This is a genomic window from Kitasatospora sp. MAA19, assembly GCF_029894125.1.
Taxonomy (GTDB): Bacteria; Actinomycetota; Actinomycetes; order Streptomycetales; family Streptomycetaceae; genus Kitasatospora.
The window spans coordinates 243714-261457 of record NZ_JARXYZ010000010.1 but is presented as its reverse complement, the minus strand read 5'-3'; the positions used below and the strand labels follow the sequence as shown (position 1 = coordinate 261457).

Below are 17744 nucleotides of genomic sequence, written 5' to 3'. Positions count from 1 at the left end.
TCCACCCCGAAGGGCTTCACCGTTCGACTTGCATGTGTTAAGCACGCCGCCAGCGTTCGTCCTGAGCCAGGATCAAACTCTCCGTGAATGCTTACTCGTAATCGAGTAACACCCGCGTCGAGCGGCACGGCAACCACCGGAATAGGGTGATCCCGCGCACTGCGTCCTCGCTAGTGTTTTACTTCAAAAGGAATCTCCAACCCCGATCAGACGATCGAGGCCGGGGATGTCAACATATCTGGCGTTGACTTTTGGCACGCTGTTGAGTTCTCAAGGAACGGACACTTCCTTCGGACCGCCTTCCAGCAGGCCCTCCGGGTGCTTCGTTCTTTCGTGTTTCAAGCTTATCAGATGTTTTCCGCTCCATTTTCCGGAGTTTCATTCATCGGATTTCGCTTTCCGCTTGTCCCCGCTCTCTCGCGGCGACTCCGGAACTGTACGGGGACGGACCCGCCACATGCAAATCGTCCCGCCCTGCTGTCGCAGGACGGGACGATCCGTTGTTCAGGCACCGTCAGGCGCGGCCCATCTCCTCGACGATGGCCGCCGCGAAGGCGTCGATGTCGGCCTCCGTGGTGTCGAAGGAGCACATCCAGCGCACCTCACCGGTGTGCTCGTTCCAGAAGTAGAAGCGGTAGCGCTTCTGCAGCCGCTCGCTCACCTCGCGGGGAAGGATCGCGTACACCGCGTTCGACTGGACCGGGCGGACGATCTCGACGCCGTCGATCTTCCGGACCGCCGCCTCCAGCCGGCTGGCCATCGCGTTGGCGTGGCCGGCGTTGCGCAGATAGAGGTCGCCGGAGAGCAGCGCCTCGAATTGGACGGAGAGGAAGCGCATCTTCGAGGCGAGCTGCATCGAGGTCTTGCGCAGGAACTTGATGTTGCGCACCCGCTCGGGGTTGAGCACCACCACGACCTCGCCGAACAGCAGGCCGTTCTTCGTCCCGCCATAGGAGAGCACGTCGACGCCCACGTCCGTGGTGAAGGCGCGCAGCGGCAGGCCGAGCGAGGCGGCGGCGTTGGCCAGGCGGGAGCCGTCGACGTGGACGAGCATGCCGAGCTGGTGGGCGTGCTCGGTGATCGCGCGGATCTCGTCGGGGGTGTAGACGGTGCCGAGCTCGGTGCTCTGGGCGATGGTGACCGCGAGCGGCTGCGCGCGGTGCTCGTCGCCGAAGCCCCAGGCCTGCTGGTCGAGCAGCTCGGGGGTGAGCTTGCCGTCCGGAGTGGGGACGGTGAGCAGCTTGATGCCGCCCATCTTCTCCGGAGCGCCGCCCTCGTCCACGTGGACGTGAGCGGTCTCGGCGCAGACCACGGCGCCCCAGCGCGGGAGCAGCGCCTGGAGGGCGACCACGTTGGCGCCGGTGCCGTTGAACACCGGGTAGGCCTCGGCCTTGCCCCCGAAGTGGCGGCGGAAGACGTCCTGCAGGTGGGCCGTGTAGTCGTCCTCGCCGTACGCGACCTGGTGGCCGCCGTTGGCGAGGGCGATCGCGGCGAGGATCTCCGGGTGCACGCCGGCGTAGTTGTCGCTGGCGAAGCCCCGGACGGCGGGGTCGTGCCGCCGTGCCGCGTCCGTGCGGGTGGGGTCGGTCATCGTGCTGTCAGCCACAGGTGCTGTCCGTTCAGTTCTGCTGCGGGGCGGTCCCAGAGGCCCGCCAGGTGTCCGGCGAGGTCGGCGGTGTCGGTGAAGCCGGCGAACTTCGCCTCCGGCTTCTCGGCCCGCATTTCAGGGCTGACCAGCGCCTTGATGACCAGGATCGCAGCCGCGGCGGTGGGCTCGCCGTCGGAGGCGGTGGTCTCCTTCTTGAAGGAGTCGGCCATGGCGAGGGTCCAGGCCTCGGTGGCGGCCTTGGCGGCCGAGTAGGCGGCGCCGCCCGCGGTGGGCTTGTGGGCGGCGGCGGCGGAGATCATCGCGTAGCGGCCGGCGGGGCTGCGGACCAGGGCGGGCTGGAAGGCCAGCGAGGTGTGCTGGAGGGTGCGCACGACGGTGTCGTGCAGGAAGTCCCAGTCGTCCAGGCGGGTGTCGAAGAAGGTCTTGCTGCCGCGCCAGCCGCCGACCAGGTGGAACAGGCCGTCGACGTGGCCGTGCTCGGCCTCCAGGTGGTCGGCCCAGTCGTGGACCTCCTGCGGGTCGAGCAGGTCGATCACCTGGCCGCTGACCTTGGCTCCGCGCACGGCGACGCGGGTGGAGTCCAGCGCGGACTCGAGGCGCCGGGCGTCGATGTCGGCGCCGATCACGGTCGCGCCGTCGTCGGCGAGGCGGCGCAGCACCGCCTGGCCGGCCGGGCCGCTGGCTCCGGCGACGGCGATGACCTTGCCGGCCAGCGGGGAGTTGGAGGTCGTGGTCACGCGGCGGCTCCCTGGATACCGGCGCCGGTGATGCCGGCGGTGGCGGCGATGACGCCGTTGAGCTTCTTGGACAGGGCCTCGTAGAACATGCTCAGCGGGAACTCGTCCGGGAGCACGGCGTCACACAGGGCCTTGTTGAGGGCCTTGCCGTCGATGAGATCGAGCGGGAGCGCGTCGGGGCCCTTCGCCCAGGTGGAGGCGGGGTGCGGGGTGAGGTAGCGGGAGACCAGCTGGTAGGCGGCGATCCAGTGGGCCGGCTTGGGCCGGTCGATGCCGTCTCGGTAGAGGGTCTCGATCTCGGCGCACAGCGCGTTGGTGACCTGCGGGGCCCGGTCCCAGTCGATGCTGAGGCGGTTGTCGCGCCAGCGCAGCGCGTCGTGCTTGTGCAGGTAGGCGAAGAGCAGCTGGCCGCCGAGGCCGTCGTAGTTGCGGACCCGGTCGCCGCTGACCGGGAAGCGGAACAGGCGGTCGAAGAGGATCGCGTACTGGACGTCGCGGGCGTGGGCGTTGCCCTCGGCCTCCAGCTTCACCGCCTCCTTGAAGGTGGTGAGGTCGCAGCGGAGCTCCTCCAGGCCGTACATCCAGAACGGGCTGCGCTGCTTGATCATGAAGGGGTCGAACGGCAGGTCGCCGTGGCTGTGGGTGCGGTCGTGGACGAGGTCCCACAGGACGAAGGTCTCCTGCGCGCGCTCCTGGTCCTGGAGCAGGCCCTCGGCGTCGGCCGGAATCTCCAGGCCGAGCTGCTGGACGGCGCTGGTGGTGACGGCGCGGAAGCGGGCGGCCTCGCGGTCGCAGAAGATACCGCCCCAGGTGAAACGTTCCGGCGCCTTGCGCACGGCGACCGTCTCGGGGAAGAGGACGGCGGAGTTGGTGTCGTAGCCGGCCGTGAAGTCGGTGAAGGTGATCGGCACGAACATCGGGTTGTCGAAGCGGGTGCGCTCCAGCTCGGCCAGCCAGTCGGGCCACACGACGCGCAGCAGGACGGCTTCCAGGTTGCGGTTCGGGTTGCCGTTCTGGGTGTACATCGCGAACACGACCAGGTGCTCCAGGCCGTCCTCGCGCTGGTCCGCGGGCTGGAAGGCAAGCAGCGAGTCCAGGAAGTCGGGCTCCCGGTAGCCGGTGTCGGCCCACTTCGCCAGGTCCGCGTCGACCGCGGCCAGGTAGGCGGCGTCGTGCGGGAAGAGCGGGGCGAGCTCCTCGACCGCGGCGCGGACGGTGGCCACCAGCGGGTCGACGGTGTGCCGCTGGACGGCGGACAGGTCGATCGAACCGTCCTTGGACTGCAGCGGGCGCAGCGTCTCGACGGCCTCCTTCAGGCGCAGCCAGGCCGGGTGGCCGGCGAGGGTCGAGACCGGGGCGTCGGCCGCCGCAGCGAGCCTTGGCGAAAGATTCTGCATCGGGGACTCACTTCGACAGGAGTTATTTCAACGGAGACACCATAAGTACGAAAGGTTCTCCTGTTCAAGGGGGCTGCGACCGACGAAGCTCCCGTCGAGGCCTCGCCGAGGCCAGAGGCGCGGCTCCGACGGCCGGGTGTCCGGCATGTGGACAGGGATCTGGATGTTCTGGACAGATGCGCCGTCGGGATGCGAACCTCCCGCCATGCTCCCGGCGGTGATCACGGTGGCCGAGCGCCACATCGGCCTGTTCCGGGTGCCCTCTCGTTGTCACGCCTGCTGTCGCGTGCGCGGCCTCTGCCGCCGCTGTCGCTGATCCGGCTCGGAGGGCGCCGCGGACGCGGGCCCGTACGCCGACCATGCCGTGTGTGTTCCGGCGCCGCCACCGGGGGGAAGTGACCCGCCGGGCCCGCGGCCGGCCCCGGCCCGCGCCGTCGCCCCCACTGTCCCGCCCGGTCCTTCCTCCCTGGAGCCCTGCCATGACCTTCCGCAAGCCGTCCGCCGTACTGCCCCTCGCCGCGCTGCTGGCCGCGGCCGCCGCACTGACCGCGTGCGCGCCGCAGGACGCCAAGTCCGACGGGGCCGCCGCCTCCGGCGCGTCGGGCACGGCCGGTGCGGCCGCGGGTTGCGCGCCGGGGGCGCTGGCGACCCGGACGGCGGGGACGCTGACCGTCGGCACCGACAAGCCCGCGTACGACCCGTGGTTCTCCGAGGACAAGCCGGAGAACGGCAAGGGGTTCGAGTCCGCCGTGGCCTACGCGGTGGCGGAGAAGCTGGGCTACCCCAAGGAGAAGGTCGGCTGGGTGGTCGCGCCGTTCGGCAAGGCCACCTCGCCGGGAGTCAAGGACTTCGACTTCGACATCAACCAGGTGTCCATCAGCGACGAGCGCAGGCAGGCGGTCGACTTCTCCTCCGGCTACTACGACGTGCGCCAGGCCGTCATCGCGCTGAAGAACTCCAAGGCGGCGGGTGCGAAGAGCATCGCCGACCTGAAGGGCACCAAGCTGGGCGCCCAGGTCGGCACCACCAGCCTCGACACCGTCACCAACACCATCAAGCCGAGCGTCCAGCCGGCCGTGTTCGACTCCAACGACCTCGCGAAGGCCGCCCTGAAGAACGGCCAGGTCGAGGCGCTCGTGGTCGACCTGCCGACGGCGTTCTACATCACCGGCGCCGAGGTGCCGGAGGCGCAGGTGGTGGGCCAGTTCGAGGGGGCCTCGCAGGGCGAGCAGTTCGGCCTGGTGCTGGACAAGGGCTCGAAGCTGACCGGCTGCGTGTCGCAGGCGGTGGACGCGCTGCGCTCCGACGGCACGCTCGCGAAGCTGGAGAAGCAGTGGCTCTCCGACGCCGTCTCGGCGCCGGTGCTCAAGTGAGCGGCGACACGGCGGCCACCGGGGCGGTGGTCGTCAAGGGCGACGACGACGCTTATCGCCCGTCCGAACGGCGGCTGGCGCACGAGGCGTACCGGCGTGGCCGGGCCCGCCGGTCGGCGCTGATCGCTGCCGGGTCGGCCCTGGCGACCGCCGTCGCGCTCTACCTGCTGGTCGTCAACTCCCCCGGCTGGGAGGTGACTCGGAAGACCTTCTTCAATGCCGACTACGCCCGCCAGGCGCTGCCCGAGGTACTGAAGGGGCTGCGGCTCAACCTGGAGCTGATGCTCGGGTGCGGCGCGCTGATCCTGGTGTTCGGCCTGCTGCTCGCGGTGCTGCGGACGCTGCGCGGGCCGGTGTTCCTGCCGGTTCGGCTGCTGGCCACCGTGTACGTGGACTTCTTCCTCGGGCTGCCGATGATCATCTGCCTGCTGGTGATGATCACCGGAGTGCCGGCGCTGCGGCTCAGCGGGGTGACCACCGATCCGCTGCTGCTCGGCGGGGCCGCGCTGGTGCTGACCTACTCCGCGTACGTGTCGGAGGTGTTCCGTTCCGGGATCGAGTCGGTGCACCCGAGCCAGCGGGCTGCGGCCCGCTCGCTCGGGCTCACCAACGCGCAGGCGATGCGGTACGTGGTCCTGCCGCAGGCCGTCCGGCGGGTGGTGCCGCCGCTGCTGAACAACCTGGTCAGCCTGCAGAAGGACACCGGGCTGGTCTCGATCGGCGGGGCGATCGACGCGGTGTACGCGGCGAAGATCATCGCGGCCCGGTCGTTCAACTTCACGCCCTACCTGGTGGCGGGGCTGGTGTTCATCGTGCTGACCATCCCGCTGACCCGGTTCGCCGACTGGCTGACCGCCCGGACGAACCGTCGGCAGTTCCAGGGAGGTGCGGTGTGAGCGGGCGCGGCAAGGTGGTCGCACGAGGGGAGGTGGTCGTATGAGCGGGGCCGACGTGCTCCGGCTGGAGTCGGTGCGCAAGACCTTCGGCGGGCAGGTGGTGCTGCGCGACGTGGGGTTCACGGTGCCCGAGCACTCGGTGACGGCGCTGATCGGAGCCTCCGGCTCCGGCAAGTCCACGCTGATGCGGTGCGTCAACCTGCTGGAGGGGATCGACGACGGGGCGATCTTCCTGGACGGGGCGGAGATCACCGACCCCCGCGCGGACCAGGACGCCGTCCGACGCCGGATCGGCGTGGTGTTCCAGTCGTACAACCTGTTCCCGCACATGACCGTGCTGGAGAACATCACGCTCGCCCCGCGCCGGGTGCACGGCCGCGGGCGGGCCGAGGCCGAGACGAGGGCGCTGGAGCTGCTCGACCGGCTCGGGCTGGCGGCCAAGGCGAAGGAGTACCCGGACCGGCTCTCCGGCGGACAGCAGCAGCGCGTCGCCATCGTGCGGGCGCTGGCCACCGGGCCGCGGCTACTGCTGCTCGACGAGATCACCGCGGCGCTCGACCCGGTCCTGGTCGGGGAGGTGCTCTCGGTGGTGCGCGACCTCAAGGAGCAGGGGATGACGATGGTCCTCTCCACCCACGAGATGGGGTTCGCGCGTGAGGTCGCCGACCAGGTCTGCTTCCTGGACGGCGGGGTGGTACTCGAACAGGGGCCGCCGGAGCAGGTGTTCGGCGATCCGCGGGAGGAGCGGACGCGGCGGTTCCTGAGCCGGGTCGTCGCCTCGGGGCGGCTGCAGGGCTGAGCCGGGTCGGAAGCGGGGACCTTACGACGGGGTGCGCGATCGGTGTCCGCACACCGGTGGGCACCACCGTGCGCCCCGGTGCGCGCCTGGCTGCGCCCGGGCCGCAGCGGTGATCGTGGACGGGACGACCGTCCAGACCGCGGGCGGCGGGTGTCGGTGTGGCGGGCAGCGGGCAGCGGGCGACAGGCAGAGGGGCGGGAACGGATGACGGCGAACAGATAACAGATGACGTTATCTGTCATCTGTTATCTGTTCGCCGTCATCCGTCAGCCGTCCTCCGCGCCCTGTCCGCCACCGCCCACCACATCGACGCCGGCCGCCCGCCACCCGCCGCCCCGGGAGGCCGCCGTTGCACGGATCCGCGCTGATCAACTGGCTGCTCGCCCTCCTCACCACCGCCGCCGGGGCCTACTGCCTCGCCCGGCTGCGCCACTCCCCCTGCGCCGCCGGCGCCACGCCCCACTTCGGCGCGCACCGCCTGCTCGCCCGGGAGTCCGACGCCGCCGAGGCCCTGATGGGGCTCGGCATGGCCGCGATGGCCGTGACCGGGCACGCCGTCCCGGCCACCGTCTGGGCCTTGGTGTTCGGCGTCCCGGCCGCCGCCTTCCTGCTCGCCGCCGCGCACGGCCCGGCCCGCCGGGCGCACCGGCTGCACCACGCGGTCGGCGCGAGCGCCATGACGTACATGGCACTCTCGATGACCGCCACCTCCGGCGGCCATCACCACCACGCCGCCGACGCCGGCGCGCCGCTGCTGACCGGCACCCTCCTTCTCTACTTCGGCGGGTACTCCCTCTGGGTCGGCGCCCGGCTCCTGCACACCTCCTCCGGGGCCCTGGCGGTCGGCACCGCCGGGTTGCCGCAGGCCTGCCGACTCACCATGGGCATCGGCATGTTCGCCATGCTCCTGACCATGTGAGGCCCGCCACGCGGGCCAAGACCCCACCCCCCGCGTGGCGTTGGTCACTGGCCGGTCGAAAGCCGTTCCTCCGGACGTCGACAGCGCATAGGTTGGCAGGGAGCGCGTTGTCGCGTTCCGTGCGTACTCGGGGAGCCCATGCGATGACTGCCCTGATCGGCCTGCTACTGCTCGGACTGCTGCTCTCGACCGTCGTGCCCCGGCTGCTGGCCCGGGCCCGCTGGGTGGAGCGCGAACCGGTGCTGGCGCTGCTGGTGTGGCAGTGCCTCGTGGTGGCCGTGCTGCTGTGCTGCGTCCTGGGCCTGCTGCTGGCCGCCTCCGCCGCCCTGCCCGAGCTGCGCGCCCTGCTGTTCGCGGGCGCGCCGCACGGTGTCGAGGCCGCGTACGGCCTGCAGAACGCCGAGGGCTGGGGCCGGTTGTGCGCCGCGGTGCTGGCGGCGGGCGGCGTGCAGACGGTGCTGGCGATCACCCGCGAGGTCCGTACCGCCAAAGCTCTGCGCAACCGTCGTCACGCCCAACTGACGAGCCGGGCCCCGGAGTTGCCCGAGGCCATCGCGGCCGCCCGGAGCCGACGGGAGCGGCTGGTGGTGCTGGAGAACGTCCGCCCGGAGGCGTGGTCGCTGCCCGGCCCGGACTCCCGCCTGGTGGTCACCACCGGAGCCCTCCAGCAGCTGACCGACCGGGAGTTGGCCGCCGTCCTGAGCCACGAGCGCGGGCATGTCCGGGCCCGGCACCACTGGCTGAAGCAGTGCGCGCAGGCGCTCGCGTCGGGCTTCCCGGGGGTCGGCGTGTTCAGCGCCTTCCAGCGCCAGGTGGACGACCTGGTCGAGCTGGCGGCCGACGACCGGGCGGCACGTCGGCACGGTCGGCACACCACCGCCCTCGCACTGGCCGAACTCAACCTGGACCGCGGGGTGTTCGGCTCCTGCCCGCCCGGTCTCGCACAGTCCCCGCGCCGGGTGGACCGGCTGCTCGCGGGCCGCCCGCGACTGTCCGTCCCGCACCGGCTGCGACTCACCGTCGCGGCCCTCGCCGCGCCGGCCGCCGCCGTCCTGCTGGCCGCCGCCCCAGGACTGGCCTCGATGTTCTGATTCCGCCCCAACCCGGCCGCCGGCCCGGTCAAGTGACGTCGAGTCAGTTCGACGAGGAGTCGTCCAGCGGCCCGATTGGGGCACCGAGGGTCAGTTCGAGCACCTCGCGATGGAGCGGCCTGGCCTGCTCGTACCGCTCCCGCCCGGCCTCGGTCAGGGTGATCACGATGCCCCGCCGGTCGCTCTCGCACATCGCCCGGGTGACCAGTCCGCCCTTCTCCAGGCGGGCGATCACCCGGGACAGCGCGCTCTGACTCAGGTGGACGGTGTGGGCCAGATCCTGCGCCCGCAGCGCCTGACCGCCGCCCCCGCACCCCTCCACCAGGCGCTCCAGCACCTCGAACTCGCTCATGCCCAACCCGCACTTGTCACCCAGCTCGCGATCGAGCATGCAGGACGTGGCGGCGTGCCGGGCCAGCAGGTCACGCCACTGCGCCACAAAACCGGCCTCCGCCGGGGAGTCGAGATCAGCCACACCACCACCTTAGCATATGCGCCGTAAAATTATGCGTTCACATCTTATTCATTTGCATTGAATGCACGTGCATGTACTGTCCTCCCCATGACCACCGCGACCGTCACGTCACCCGACGCCTCGTCAACCAGCGGGATGAGCTGGACACCCCGCCTCTGGGGCACCCTGATCGTGCTCTGCGCCGCCATGTTCCTGGACGCCCTGGACGTCTCCATGGTCGGCGTCGCCCTCCCGTCCATCGGCTCCGAGCTCCACCTCTCCACCTCCGCCCTGCAGTGGGTGGTCTCCGGCTACGTGCTCGGCTACGGCGGCCTGCTGCTGCTCGGCGGCCGCGCCGCCGACCTGCTCGGCCGCCGCCGGGTCTTTCTGATCGCCCTGGGCGCCTTCGCCGCCGCCTCACTGGTCGGCGGCCTGGTCGACGACGGCGGCCTGCTGATCGCGGCCCGCTTCCTCAAGGGCGTCAGCGCCGCCTTCACCGCGCCGGCCGGCCTGTCGATCATCACCACGACCTTCGCCGAGGGCCCCGCCCGCAACCGGGCGCTGTCGATCTACACCACCTGCGGCGCCAGCGGCTTCTCGCTCGGTCTGGTGCTCAGCGGCCTGCTCACCTCGGTCGGCTGGCGCTGGACCTTCCTGATGCCCGTCCCGGTCGCGCTGCTCGCCCTGGTCTTCGCGATCCGGCTGCTTCCCCGCCCGACCGAGGAGCGCGCCAAGGGCGGCTACGACGTGCTGGGCGCGATCACCGGCACCACGACCGTGCTGCTGCTGGTGTTCACCGTCACCGAGGCACAGGGCGCCGGCTGGCTGAGCCTGCGCACCGTCGGCTCGCTGGCCGTGGTGGTCGCGCTCGCCGCCGCCTTCCTCGTGGTCGAGAGCCGCACCGCACACCCGCTGGTCCGGCTCGGCATCTTCCGCAACGGCTCGGTCGCCCGGGCCAACGTGATCGCCTTCACGATGACCGGCGCGTACGGCGGGTTCCAGTTCATCGTCACGCTCTACCTGCAGCACCTGCTCGGCTGGTCCGCGCTGCAGATGGCCCTCGGGCTGCTGCCGGCCGGCGCCTTCATCGCGCTCTCGGCGCCGTTCATGGGTCCGATCGTGGACCGCTTCGGCACCGGTCGGCTGCTGCCGATCGGCCTGCTGGCCCTGGTCGGCGCGTTCGCGCTGTTCCTGCGGCTGGACGAGCACAGCTCGTACCCGGTCCTGGTCCTGCCCTCGATGCTGCTGCTCGGCGTGGGCTTCGCGCTGGCCTTCCCGTCGGTGAACATCGCCGCCACCGACGGCGTGAGCGACGAGGAGCAGGGCCTGGCCTCCGGTCTGGTGAACACCGCGATCCAGGTCGGCACCGCCGTGGTCCTGGCCGGGGCGACCGCGATGATCACCGCCGGCAGTGCCGGTGGCGACAGCCCGCAGGCGCAGCTGGACGGCTACCGTCCGGCCCTGATGTTCGTCACGGCGGTCGCGCTGCTCGGTCTGCTGATCGCTGCGGTGGGTGCCCTGGTCGACCGCCGGAGCAAGTCAACTCCCGTGACGGTGCCGGACTATGATTACCCTGCGGCCGGGTCGAATGCGGCCCGGACCGAAGTCCTGACCAATCACTGACCGTCACCGCCATCGGGGGCCGACCCCCCGGCCACCGGGCAATGGCGCCGGCTCCACCAAACCCCCGTCTTGGTGGAGCCGGCCGTCTTCGTACCGGCCGCCCGAGCGGCGCCCACCGGCGCGCGGATCCACGGTGCGGCTGCGGCTCCGCCAGTATATTGGCTCGGAGCCAATGAACGTTCGGAGCAGACACGATGGCACCTCGCGGGGATTCGGTCAATGAGGAGATGCGGCAACGCTCCCGTCGGCGCATCATGCGAGCCACCGTCGAACTGGTCGACCAGCGCGGCTACGCGGGCACCACGCTGACCGACATCGCCGAGCGGGCGGGGCTCGCGCGCGGACTGCTCTCGTACTACTTCGACGGCAAACGACTGCTGATGCAGTCCGCGACGCACCGGATGATGCACCAGTCGCTTTCCTCCGCACTCGCCGAACTGACGCCGGACGCCTCTCCGGAGGCCCGGCTGGCCCGTGCGATCGACGCGGTCCTCACCCTGGCCCTGGACCACCCCCGCGTGATGCGCTCGCACCTCGCGCTGATCCTGGACCCGGACTCCGGTGCCTTCGTCCAGGACCCGGAGCAGCAGCAGCTCGGCGCCATCCTCCAGGGCCTGCTGCTCGACTGGGGCGCGCCGGACCCGGCCGCCGAGCACGCGGTGCTGCGCAGCGCGCTGATGGGCGGCTGCATCGGGGTGCTGCTGCCGGGCGCCGAGCTCCCGCTGGCGCCGATCCGGGCGGACCTGTTCCGCCGCTACAACCTGCCCTGGGAGCTGGGCCTCCCGCCGCAGCCGCTGCCGCCGGAACGCGAACGGCCGCCGGCCCGCGGTTGACGGCGGGCGGGCGGCTGCTCGGTGTCGGACGGCTGTCGGCGGATCACCGGGGCCATCCCGGCTGAGCCGTGGCCGGGCGGAGCCTCAGCGCTCCTTCAGGATCGAGGCCAGCAGGTCTATGGTGCGCTCGGGCGTGAGGCTGTCCACGCAGAGCCGCTCCATGACCTGGATGTACGCGTCGACGTCGTCCCGCTTGTCGAGGTAGAGCGCGCTGGTGAGCTGCTCCAGGTACACGACGTCCGCGAGGTCCTGCTCCGGGAAGCGCAGGATCGTGAACGCCCCGGACTCCCCCGCGTGCGCGCCGAAGCGGAACGGCATGACCTGGATCACGACGTTGGTCTGCTCGGCGACGTCGATCAGGTACTGCACCTGACCGCGCATCACCTTGGGCCCGCCGACCGGACGCCGTAGCGCGGCCTCGTCGATCACGGCCCACAGGCGCGGGCTGGCGCCCTCGGCCAGCAGCTTCTGGCGGCGCAGGCGGAGGCTGACCCGCCGCTCGACCTCCTCCTCGCTGATGACCGGCCGACTCTGGCCGAAAACCGCCCGCGCGTACTCCTCGGACTGCAGCAGTCCGGGGATGAACTGCACCTCGTAGGTGCGGATCAGTTGAGCAGCCTCCTCCAGACCGACGTAGGTCTGGAACCAACCCGGCAGCACGTCGTTGAAGCTGTGCCACCAGCCGGACTTGTTGGCCTCGCGGACGAGGCCGAGCAGGGCCTCCCGCTCCAGGCCGTCGTCCACGCCGTAGAGGCTGAGCAGGTCGGCGACGTCGCGCTCCTTGAAGCTGACGCGGCCGAGTTCCATGCGGCTGATCTTGGACTCGGAGGCGCGGATCGCGTAGCCGGCGTCCTCGCGCGTGATGCCGCGCGTCTCACGCAGGCGACGCAGCTGCGAGCCGAGGAGGATCCGGCGGACCATCGAGCCGCCGCCCGGCTGAACTGTGGTCATGCGGTCGAAACCTCCACCTAGGGCAAACAGCGCACAGTCTGCCATCAGTTGAGCGCTCACGGTGCCGATACTGACGGATGTTCCTATCAGTTCCGCACTCCGAGCACCAGGATGCACGTGCATTCGGCGCTTGCATATGCCAATAGTGCGACTGCACGTGAATCGACTCTTGCATCTGCAGTGAGCGCACACCACCATGGTGCACGTGCACCTGCACATCCCTGGCATTCCCGCGGGCTCCGCGTCGACCCCACGCGCGACTCCGTGCACCGACCCGGCGGCGTCCCCCCGCGCCACCGGGCGTTCGAGTGCGCGCGCGCTGGTCGAAGGGGCGGCCGAGCGGCCGAGCGAGTCGGAGGTGACCGGCATGACCCCGGCGGGTCCAGCCGTGTCCGCCCCCTTATGGGAGGAGCTCTTCATGAGCACCGGTACGGCTTTGGCGATTGACCCCCATGTGGTCACCTGCACGCTCGCTCCTCGCTTCGAAGCCGTCAGAACCGCGCGCGACTTCGCCCGGACCTCTCTTCAGCGCTGGGGCCTGATGGAGTTGTTCGACGACGTCGCGCTGGTGGCCTCGGAACTGGTGACCAACGCACTACGGCATGCGATCGGCGCACGGCCCGACCCCGCGGGCGGCGCCCAAGGCGGGTACGACTTTCCCATACAGCCGACCGCTGAAGGCCGACTGCCGATCCGAATAAGCCTGGTCCACCGCTCTCCCCAGGTGGTCTGCGCGGTGAGCGATCCGAGCAGCATCGGTCCGGTCGCCCGGGAGGCGGACTTCGTCGCCGAATCCGGCCGCGGACTGCACCTGGTGGAGTCCTTCAGCCGCTCCTGGGGCTGGCACCCGCTGGGCAGCGGCAAGGTGGTCTGGGCCCTGTTCGAGGCGGAGCCGGCCACCGGTTCCGAACTCGGTGGACGGCACCGGCGCTCGGCCTAGCGCCAGGCGGCGCGCGGCCGGCCGAGGAAGGCCCCGGGAGGACCACGCCCCGGGCTCCTCAGGACGGACCGGCGGGCCGGGCGCACGTGCGCGACAGGCCCCGGCGCGACTCTCAGAACGATTCCCCGGACGACTCCCGGGGCAGCCCCCGGACACGCCTCCGGGCCACCTTCCGGGCCACCTGTCGGCCGAGCCGCAGGACGAACCACCGGACGGGCCGCCGGGCCGGCCGCGGTACAGGGTCCGGACGGGTCGCCGGACGGGTCGCCGGACGGCGCACGGGTCCGCTCGCGGCGCCCTCGCAGGGTTGACCGCGAGGTCGTGGAGCGGCCGCGGAAGAGCCGGGGTCGGAACCGGAACCGGAAAAGACAAAGGCCGTCGCGGTGTCAGCACCCACGACGGCCCCCCGATGGAAGACGGCGGCCGGTCAGACCGCCAGGTGGTCGAACTCCCCGTCCTTGGCCCCCAGCAGCAGGGCGGCGATCTCGGCCCGCGTGTAGATGAGCGCCGGACCTTCCGGGAAGCGCGAGTTGCGCATCGCCACATCGCCCCCCGGCAGGGCCGCGAACTCGACGCAGTTCCCCTGGGAGTTGCTGTGCAGGCTCTTCTGCCAGACCACCCCCTTGAGGTCGGCGGCCGCCATCCCGTTGTAGGTGTCGTACGAGCCGTGCGTGTCCTGCGAGTCGTGCATAGAAATCTCCCGAAGAGCTCCGGAGTGGTCGTCCAGCGCGGCGCCCCCGGCACCCGCCGAACGAACGGACCGGCCCCGTACCGGCCCGGCACAACGCCTCACTTGACGTGATGATAGCTGCTGTGCACGTGCATCAGCACGGGACATTGCAGGTGCACGAGGCCTTTCATCGCCGCCCCGAACTCTTCACGGACCCTTCTCCTGACGGTACGTAAACGGACATAGCCGAGTGAATCGCCAGATCTCCGATAACCGGCCGTGAGCGTTTCCCCGCTGAATGTTGATCTTCCGGCGCCGGGAGTCGCACCGCCGTGACCCTCCGTCAAGCGAACCTCAAGCTGTGAGACATCTCACGCGCCACAGTCGCAACTCGACGCCCCGTCGGACACGTCATGGCAACTGGCGGTGACCATCCGAGGCCAGGGGGAGATATGTCCGAATTGCGGGCAAACCACCCGGACGGCACACCGGATGCGCGGCGCACGCACCATGACCACGCGAAACCCGAACGGCAGCCGACTGCAGGCCTGACGGGCCGATGTCCTACGATCTCCGGCATGAGCACCGCAGCCATCCCGGGCGCGCCACTGCCCGTCCGTAGTCCAGGCTCCCGTGCGCGGGGGCGCCACCGCCGCCCCGAGCGCCCCGAGATCCCGGCCGGCTCCCCGGCCCTGGTGCTCGCCGTGCCCGCGACCGCCGGGCCCGAGTCCCGCTCGGTCGTCGAGGAGCTGCTGTCGATCGTCCGCAGCGAGCAGGGCGGCGTCCAGACCGCCGTCGGCTACCTCCCCGGCAACGCCGCCGAGAGCACCGGCGGTGACGAGCACACCGTCGCCGAACTGCTGGCCATGGCCGCCGAGGCCGGCCTGCCCGCACCGGTCCTGGTACCGCTGGTACCCGGCCCGCACGGATTCCTGACCGAACTTCACGCCCTCGCCGCGGAGTACGGAGCGCCCGTCACCGACGTGCTCGGCCCGCACCCGCTGCTCGCCGAGGCCGTGCACGTGCGACTGTCCGAGGCCGGCCTGGCCCGGGCCGACCGCGCCCGGCTGTTCGCCATCGCGACCGCCGCGGACGGCGTGGTGCTCACCACCGTCGGCGGCGAGGACGCCGCCGCGGCGGCCGGCATCACCGGCGTCCTGCTGGCGGCCCGACTGGCCGTCCCGGTCGTCCCCGCCGCGCTCGACGTGCCCGGCTCGGTCGCCGCGGCCGTCAACCACCTCAAGGAGACCGGCTCCCAGCGCCCGGCGCTGGCCCCGCTGGTGATCGGGCCGGAGGCCGACTCGGAGCTGCTCGCCGCGGCCGCCGAGGAGACCGGCTGCCCGTCCGCCGCGCCGCTGGGCGCCTACCCGACGGTCGGCCAGCTGATCGCCTCCACCTACCTGGCCGCGCTGCCCGCACCCTCCCCGGAGGCCGAGGCCGCCGCAGAGGCGGAGGCGGAGGCCGCCGAGGGCACCCACGCCGGTCGCGCCGCCCACGCGGCTCACGCCGCCGCCGAGGGGCCTGCCGACCGGTAACGGACACCACGCGCACCGAGAGGGCCCGGGACGGTAGCGTTCCAGGCCCTTTCGGCTTGTCCCGTACGGGAGTTAAGGGGCGAATGAGAGTAATGTCCGTTCTGTTCGCATTTGTTCGCCGCCGCCTGGTGTACCCCCCGGCTGTCGAGGCGCACCCACACCCCCTTCCCGCGCCTATGCCCTCATGCGACCCGACGCGCCGTCACTCACTCCCTGAAGCTCAGACAGTTACGTACGCCTATAGCGACGTTGCCGAAAAACGGTCATTTCCGATCATGATGGGTTAGGGAAATGGCGCTTCTCACCAAACCGTGATGTGCATCACAGGTGTTTGCAGTTTGAACTTAAGTCTGCTTAACGTGCTCCCCGTTCGTGGCCACACGGACCCAGTTCATCCGCGACGCCGAGTCCTGCCGTCGGATGTCCTGGCAGCGCGAAAACGCATCACGGCAGGAGCGGGGGACCCACAGGTAAGTCGCCCCGGACCGCTCTTCGGAACGGTTCAGGGCTAGGGGTGAAGCCGCGCCCACAGCGCGGCCGGGCAACTCCAGCCCGAATCCGACAGCTCACCTCGCAGGCGTGGGAGAGGACCGCGTCTTCATGCTGCCCACCAACGGCACCCGTCTGTCCAGCCGCACCCGACGCGTGATCGCCGCCATCGGCGTCGCGGGCGTCGGCCTCAGCATCCCGTGCCTTACCTCCGGCACCGCCTCCGCCGCCTCCGTCGCCACCTGGGACAAGGTCGCCCAGTGCGAGAGCACCGGCAACTGGAGCATCAACACCGGCAACGGCTTCTACGGCGGCCTGCAGTTCACCTCCAGCACCTGGGCCGCCTTCGGTGGCACCGCCTACGCCCCGCAGGCCAACCAGGCCACCAAGGACCAGCAGATCGCCGTCGCCGAGAAGGTGCTCGCCTCGCAGGGCCCGGGCGCCTGGCCGGTGTGCTCCGTCCAGGCCGGCCTGACCAAGGGCGGCGCCGCGGCGTCCGTCGACACCGCGGCCGGTTCGACCACCGGCTCGACCGCCGCCAAGCCTGCCGCCAAGCCCGCTGCCCCGGCCGCCAAGCCGACGCAGGACCAGGCCCCCGCCACGAAGCCCGCTTCGAAGCCGGCCGCGCCGGCCCAGGACCAGGCGCAGGCCCAGGGCAACGCCCAGGCCCAGGGCGGGGACTACACCGTCGCCGCCGGCGACTGGCTGTCCTCGATCGCCGACAAGAACAACGTCCAGGGCGGCTGGCAGCGGCTGTACGAGCTCAACCGCGGCACCCTGACCGAGGGTCCGGACACCATCTACCCGGGCCAGCGCCTGTCGTTCAAGGACGGCGGCCAGGCGGCCCAGCAGTCGGCGCAGGCCGACCAGTCCGGCTCGGGCTTCACCTGGTTCGACCGCTCGCAGAAGTCCGGCCAGACCTCCAACGGCGGTGCCGTGAACGCCAAGCCGGCCGCGCAGAGCCAGGCCCCGGCCTCGAAGCCGGCCGCCCAGGCGCAGACTCAGGCCCCCGCCCAGACCGCCACCGGCAGCATGGCCGCCGCGGTCTCCTTCGCCAAGTCGAAGGTCGGCCAGGCCTACGTCTACGGCGGCACCGGCAACGGCGGCTGGGACTGCTCCGGTCTGACCCAGGCCGCGCTGCGTGCCGCGGGCGTCTCCGTCCCGCGCGTCGCCGCCGACCAGGCCGCCGCCAGCACCCACGTCTCGCTGGACAGCCTCCAGGCGGGCGACCTGCTGTTCTGGTCCAACAACGGCAAGGACTCCGGCGTCTACCACGTCGCGATCTACATCGGCGGCGGCCAGTACGTCGAGGCCGCCAACCCGAGCTCGGGCGTGCGCCTGCAGACCGTCGCCAACTGGGCCCCGGACTTCGCCGGCCGGGTCTGAGGACGACGGGCGAGCGACAAGGATCAGGTAACAGATGACGGC

At 71.2% G+C, this 17744-nt stretch carries 16 protein-coding genes, 1 rRNA gene and 1 riboswitch; of the genes, 10 read left to right on the top strand and 7 right to left on the bottom strand.

Going from position 1 to position 17744, the window contains the following annotated elements; translation table 11 throughout:
• The 4 genes from P3T27_RS18370 to P3T27_RS18355 all read right to left on the bottom strand — a co-directional run.
• A 16S ribosomal RNA gene (locus tag P3T27_RS18370) occupies window positions 1-88 on the bottom strand; the annotation flags it as partial.
• Window positions 89-514: 426 nt separating this feature from the next.
• Window positions 515-1591 carry a low specificity L-threonine aldolase gene (locus tag P3T27_RS18365; protein ID WP_280679768.1) on the bottom strand — a complete coding sequence of 359 codons (1077 nt, stop codon included), beginning with the start codon at window positions 1589-1591 and terminating at the stop codon, window positions 515-517.
• Window positions 1588-2346, bottom strand: coding sequence for an SDR family NAD(P)-dependent oxidoreductase (locus tag P3T27_RS18360; protein WP_280679735.1), 759 nt, complete (start codon window positions 2344-2346; stop codon window positions 1588-1590). The genes P3T27_RS18365 and P3T27_RS18360 overlap by 4 nt, the downstream gene beginning before the upstream one ends.
• Entirely contained in the window at window positions 2343-3743 is a 1401-nt protein-coding gene (locus tag P3T27_RS18355) for a DUF6421 family protein (protein WP_280679733.1), read from the bottom strand. The genes P3T27_RS18360 and P3T27_RS18355 overlap by 4 nt, the downstream gene beginning before the upstream one ends.
• A 479-nt stretch (window positions 3744-4222) precedes the next feature.
• On the opposite strand from P3T27_RS18355, the gene P3T27_RS18350 reads away from it, so the two are divergent.
• The 5 genes from P3T27_RS18350 (at window position 4223) to P3T27_RS18330 (ending at window position 8821) form a co-directional block, all read left to right on the top strand.
• Window positions 4223-5116: an ABC transporter substrate-binding protein gene (locus P3T27_RS18350; protein WP_280679730.1), complete on the top strand. Its 894-nt coding sequence runs from the start codon at window positions 4223-4225 to the stop codon at window positions 5114-5116.
• The gene (locus tag P3T27_RS18345; protein WP_280679728.1) at window positions 5113-6012 is read left to right on the top strand and encodes an amino acid ABC transporter permease; all 900 of its coding nucleotides are present in this window, start codon (window positions 5113-5115) and stop codon (window positions 6010-6012) included. The genes P3T27_RS18350 and P3T27_RS18345 overlap by 4 nt, the downstream gene beginning before the upstream one ends.
• A 40-nt stretch (window positions 6013-6052) precedes the next feature.
• Entirely contained in the window at window positions 6053-6811 is a 759-nt protein-coding gene (locus tag P3T27_RS18340) for an amino acid ABC transporter ATP-binding protein (RefSeq protein WP_280679726.1), read from the top strand.
• Window positions 6812-7160: 349 nt separating this feature from the next.
• Window positions 7161-7730: a DUF5134 domain-containing protein gene (locus tag P3T27_RS18335; RefSeq protein WP_280679724.1), complete on the top strand. Its 570-nt coding sequence runs from the start codon at window positions 7161-7163 to the stop codon at window positions 7728-7730.
• 143 nt (window positions 7731-7873) lie between these two features.
• Entirely contained in the window at window positions 7874-8821 is a 948-nt protein-coding gene (locus P3T27_RS18330) for a M56 family metallopeptidase (protein ID WP_280679722.1), read from the top strand.
• A gap of 43 nt (window positions 8822-8864) precedes the next feature.
• On the opposite strand, the gene P3T27_RS18325 is transcribed toward P3T27_RS18330, so the two are convergent.
• Entirely contained in the window at window positions 8865-9296 is a 432-nt protein-coding gene (locus P3T27_RS18325) for a MarR family transcriptional regulator (RefSeq protein WP_280679720.1), read from the bottom strand.
• An 87-nt stretch (window positions 9297-9383) separates the two neighbouring features.
• Between P3T27_RS18325 and P3T27_RS18320 the strand changes: the two genes are divergently transcribed.
• Both P3T27_RS18320 and P3T27_RS18315 read left to right on the top strand, forming a co-directional pair.
• Window positions 9384-10898 carry an MFS transporter gene (locus P3T27_RS18320; protein WP_280679718.1) on the top strand — a complete coding sequence of 505 codons (1515 nt, stop codon included), beginning with the start codon at window positions 9384-9386 and terminating at the stop codon, window positions 10896-10898.
• Window positions 10899-11152: 254 nt separating this feature from the next.
• Window positions 11153-11731 carry a TetR/AcrR family transcriptional regulator gene (locus P3T27_RS18315; protein WP_280679716.1) on the top strand — a complete coding sequence of 193 codons (579 nt, stop codon included), beginning with the start codon at window positions 11153-11155 and terminating at the stop codon, window positions 11729-11731.
• Window positions 11732-11815: 84 nt separating this feature from the next.
• On the opposite strand, the gene P3T27_RS18310 is transcribed toward P3T27_RS18315, so the two are convergent.
• Window positions 11816-12682 carry a helix-turn-helix transcriptional regulator gene (locus tag P3T27_RS18310; protein ID WP_280679714.1) on the bottom strand — a complete coding sequence of 289 codons (867 nt, stop codon included), beginning with the start codon at window positions 12680-12682 and terminating at the stop codon, window positions 11816-11818.
• A 418-nt stretch (window positions 12683-13100) separates the two neighbouring features.
• Between P3T27_RS18310 and P3T27_RS18305 the strand changes: the two genes are divergently transcribed.
• Window positions 13101-13622 (top strand): ATP-binding protein, encoded by a 522-nt coding sequence (locus P3T27_RS18305; protein WP_280679712.1) that lies wholly within the window; start codon window positions 13101-13103, stop codon window positions 13620-13622.
• 427 nt (window positions 13623-14049) lie between these two features.
• Here the strand turns inward: P3T27_RS18305 and P3T27_RS18300 are convergent, their stop codons facing one another.
• Window positions 14050-14313, bottom strand: coding sequence for a DUF397 domain-containing protein (locus P3T27_RS18300; RefSeq protein ID WP_280679710.1), 264 nt, complete (start codon window positions 14311-14313; stop codon window positions 14050-14052).
• Between the two features lie 557 nt (window positions 14314-14870).
• Between P3T27_RS18300 and P3T27_RS18295 the strand changes: the two genes are divergently transcribed.
• Together P3T27_RS18295 and P3T27_RS18290 are read left to right on the top strand one after the other, a co-directional pair.
• Window positions 14871-15827, top strand: coding sequence for a hypothetical protein (locus P3T27_RS18295; protein ID WP_280679708.1), 957 nt, complete (start codon window positions 14871-14873; stop codon window positions 15825-15827).
• 430 nt (window positions 15828-16257) lie between these two features.
• Window positions 16258-16420: riboswitch (cyclic di-AMP (ydaO/yuaA leader) on the top strand.
• Entirely contained in the window at window positions 16407-17702 is a 1296-nt protein-coding gene (locus P3T27_RS18290) for a transglycosylase family protein (RefSeq protein ID WP_280679706.1), read from the top strand. (Overlaps the previous riboswitch by 14 nt.)
• Window positions 17703-17744: the final 42 nt, after the last annotated feature.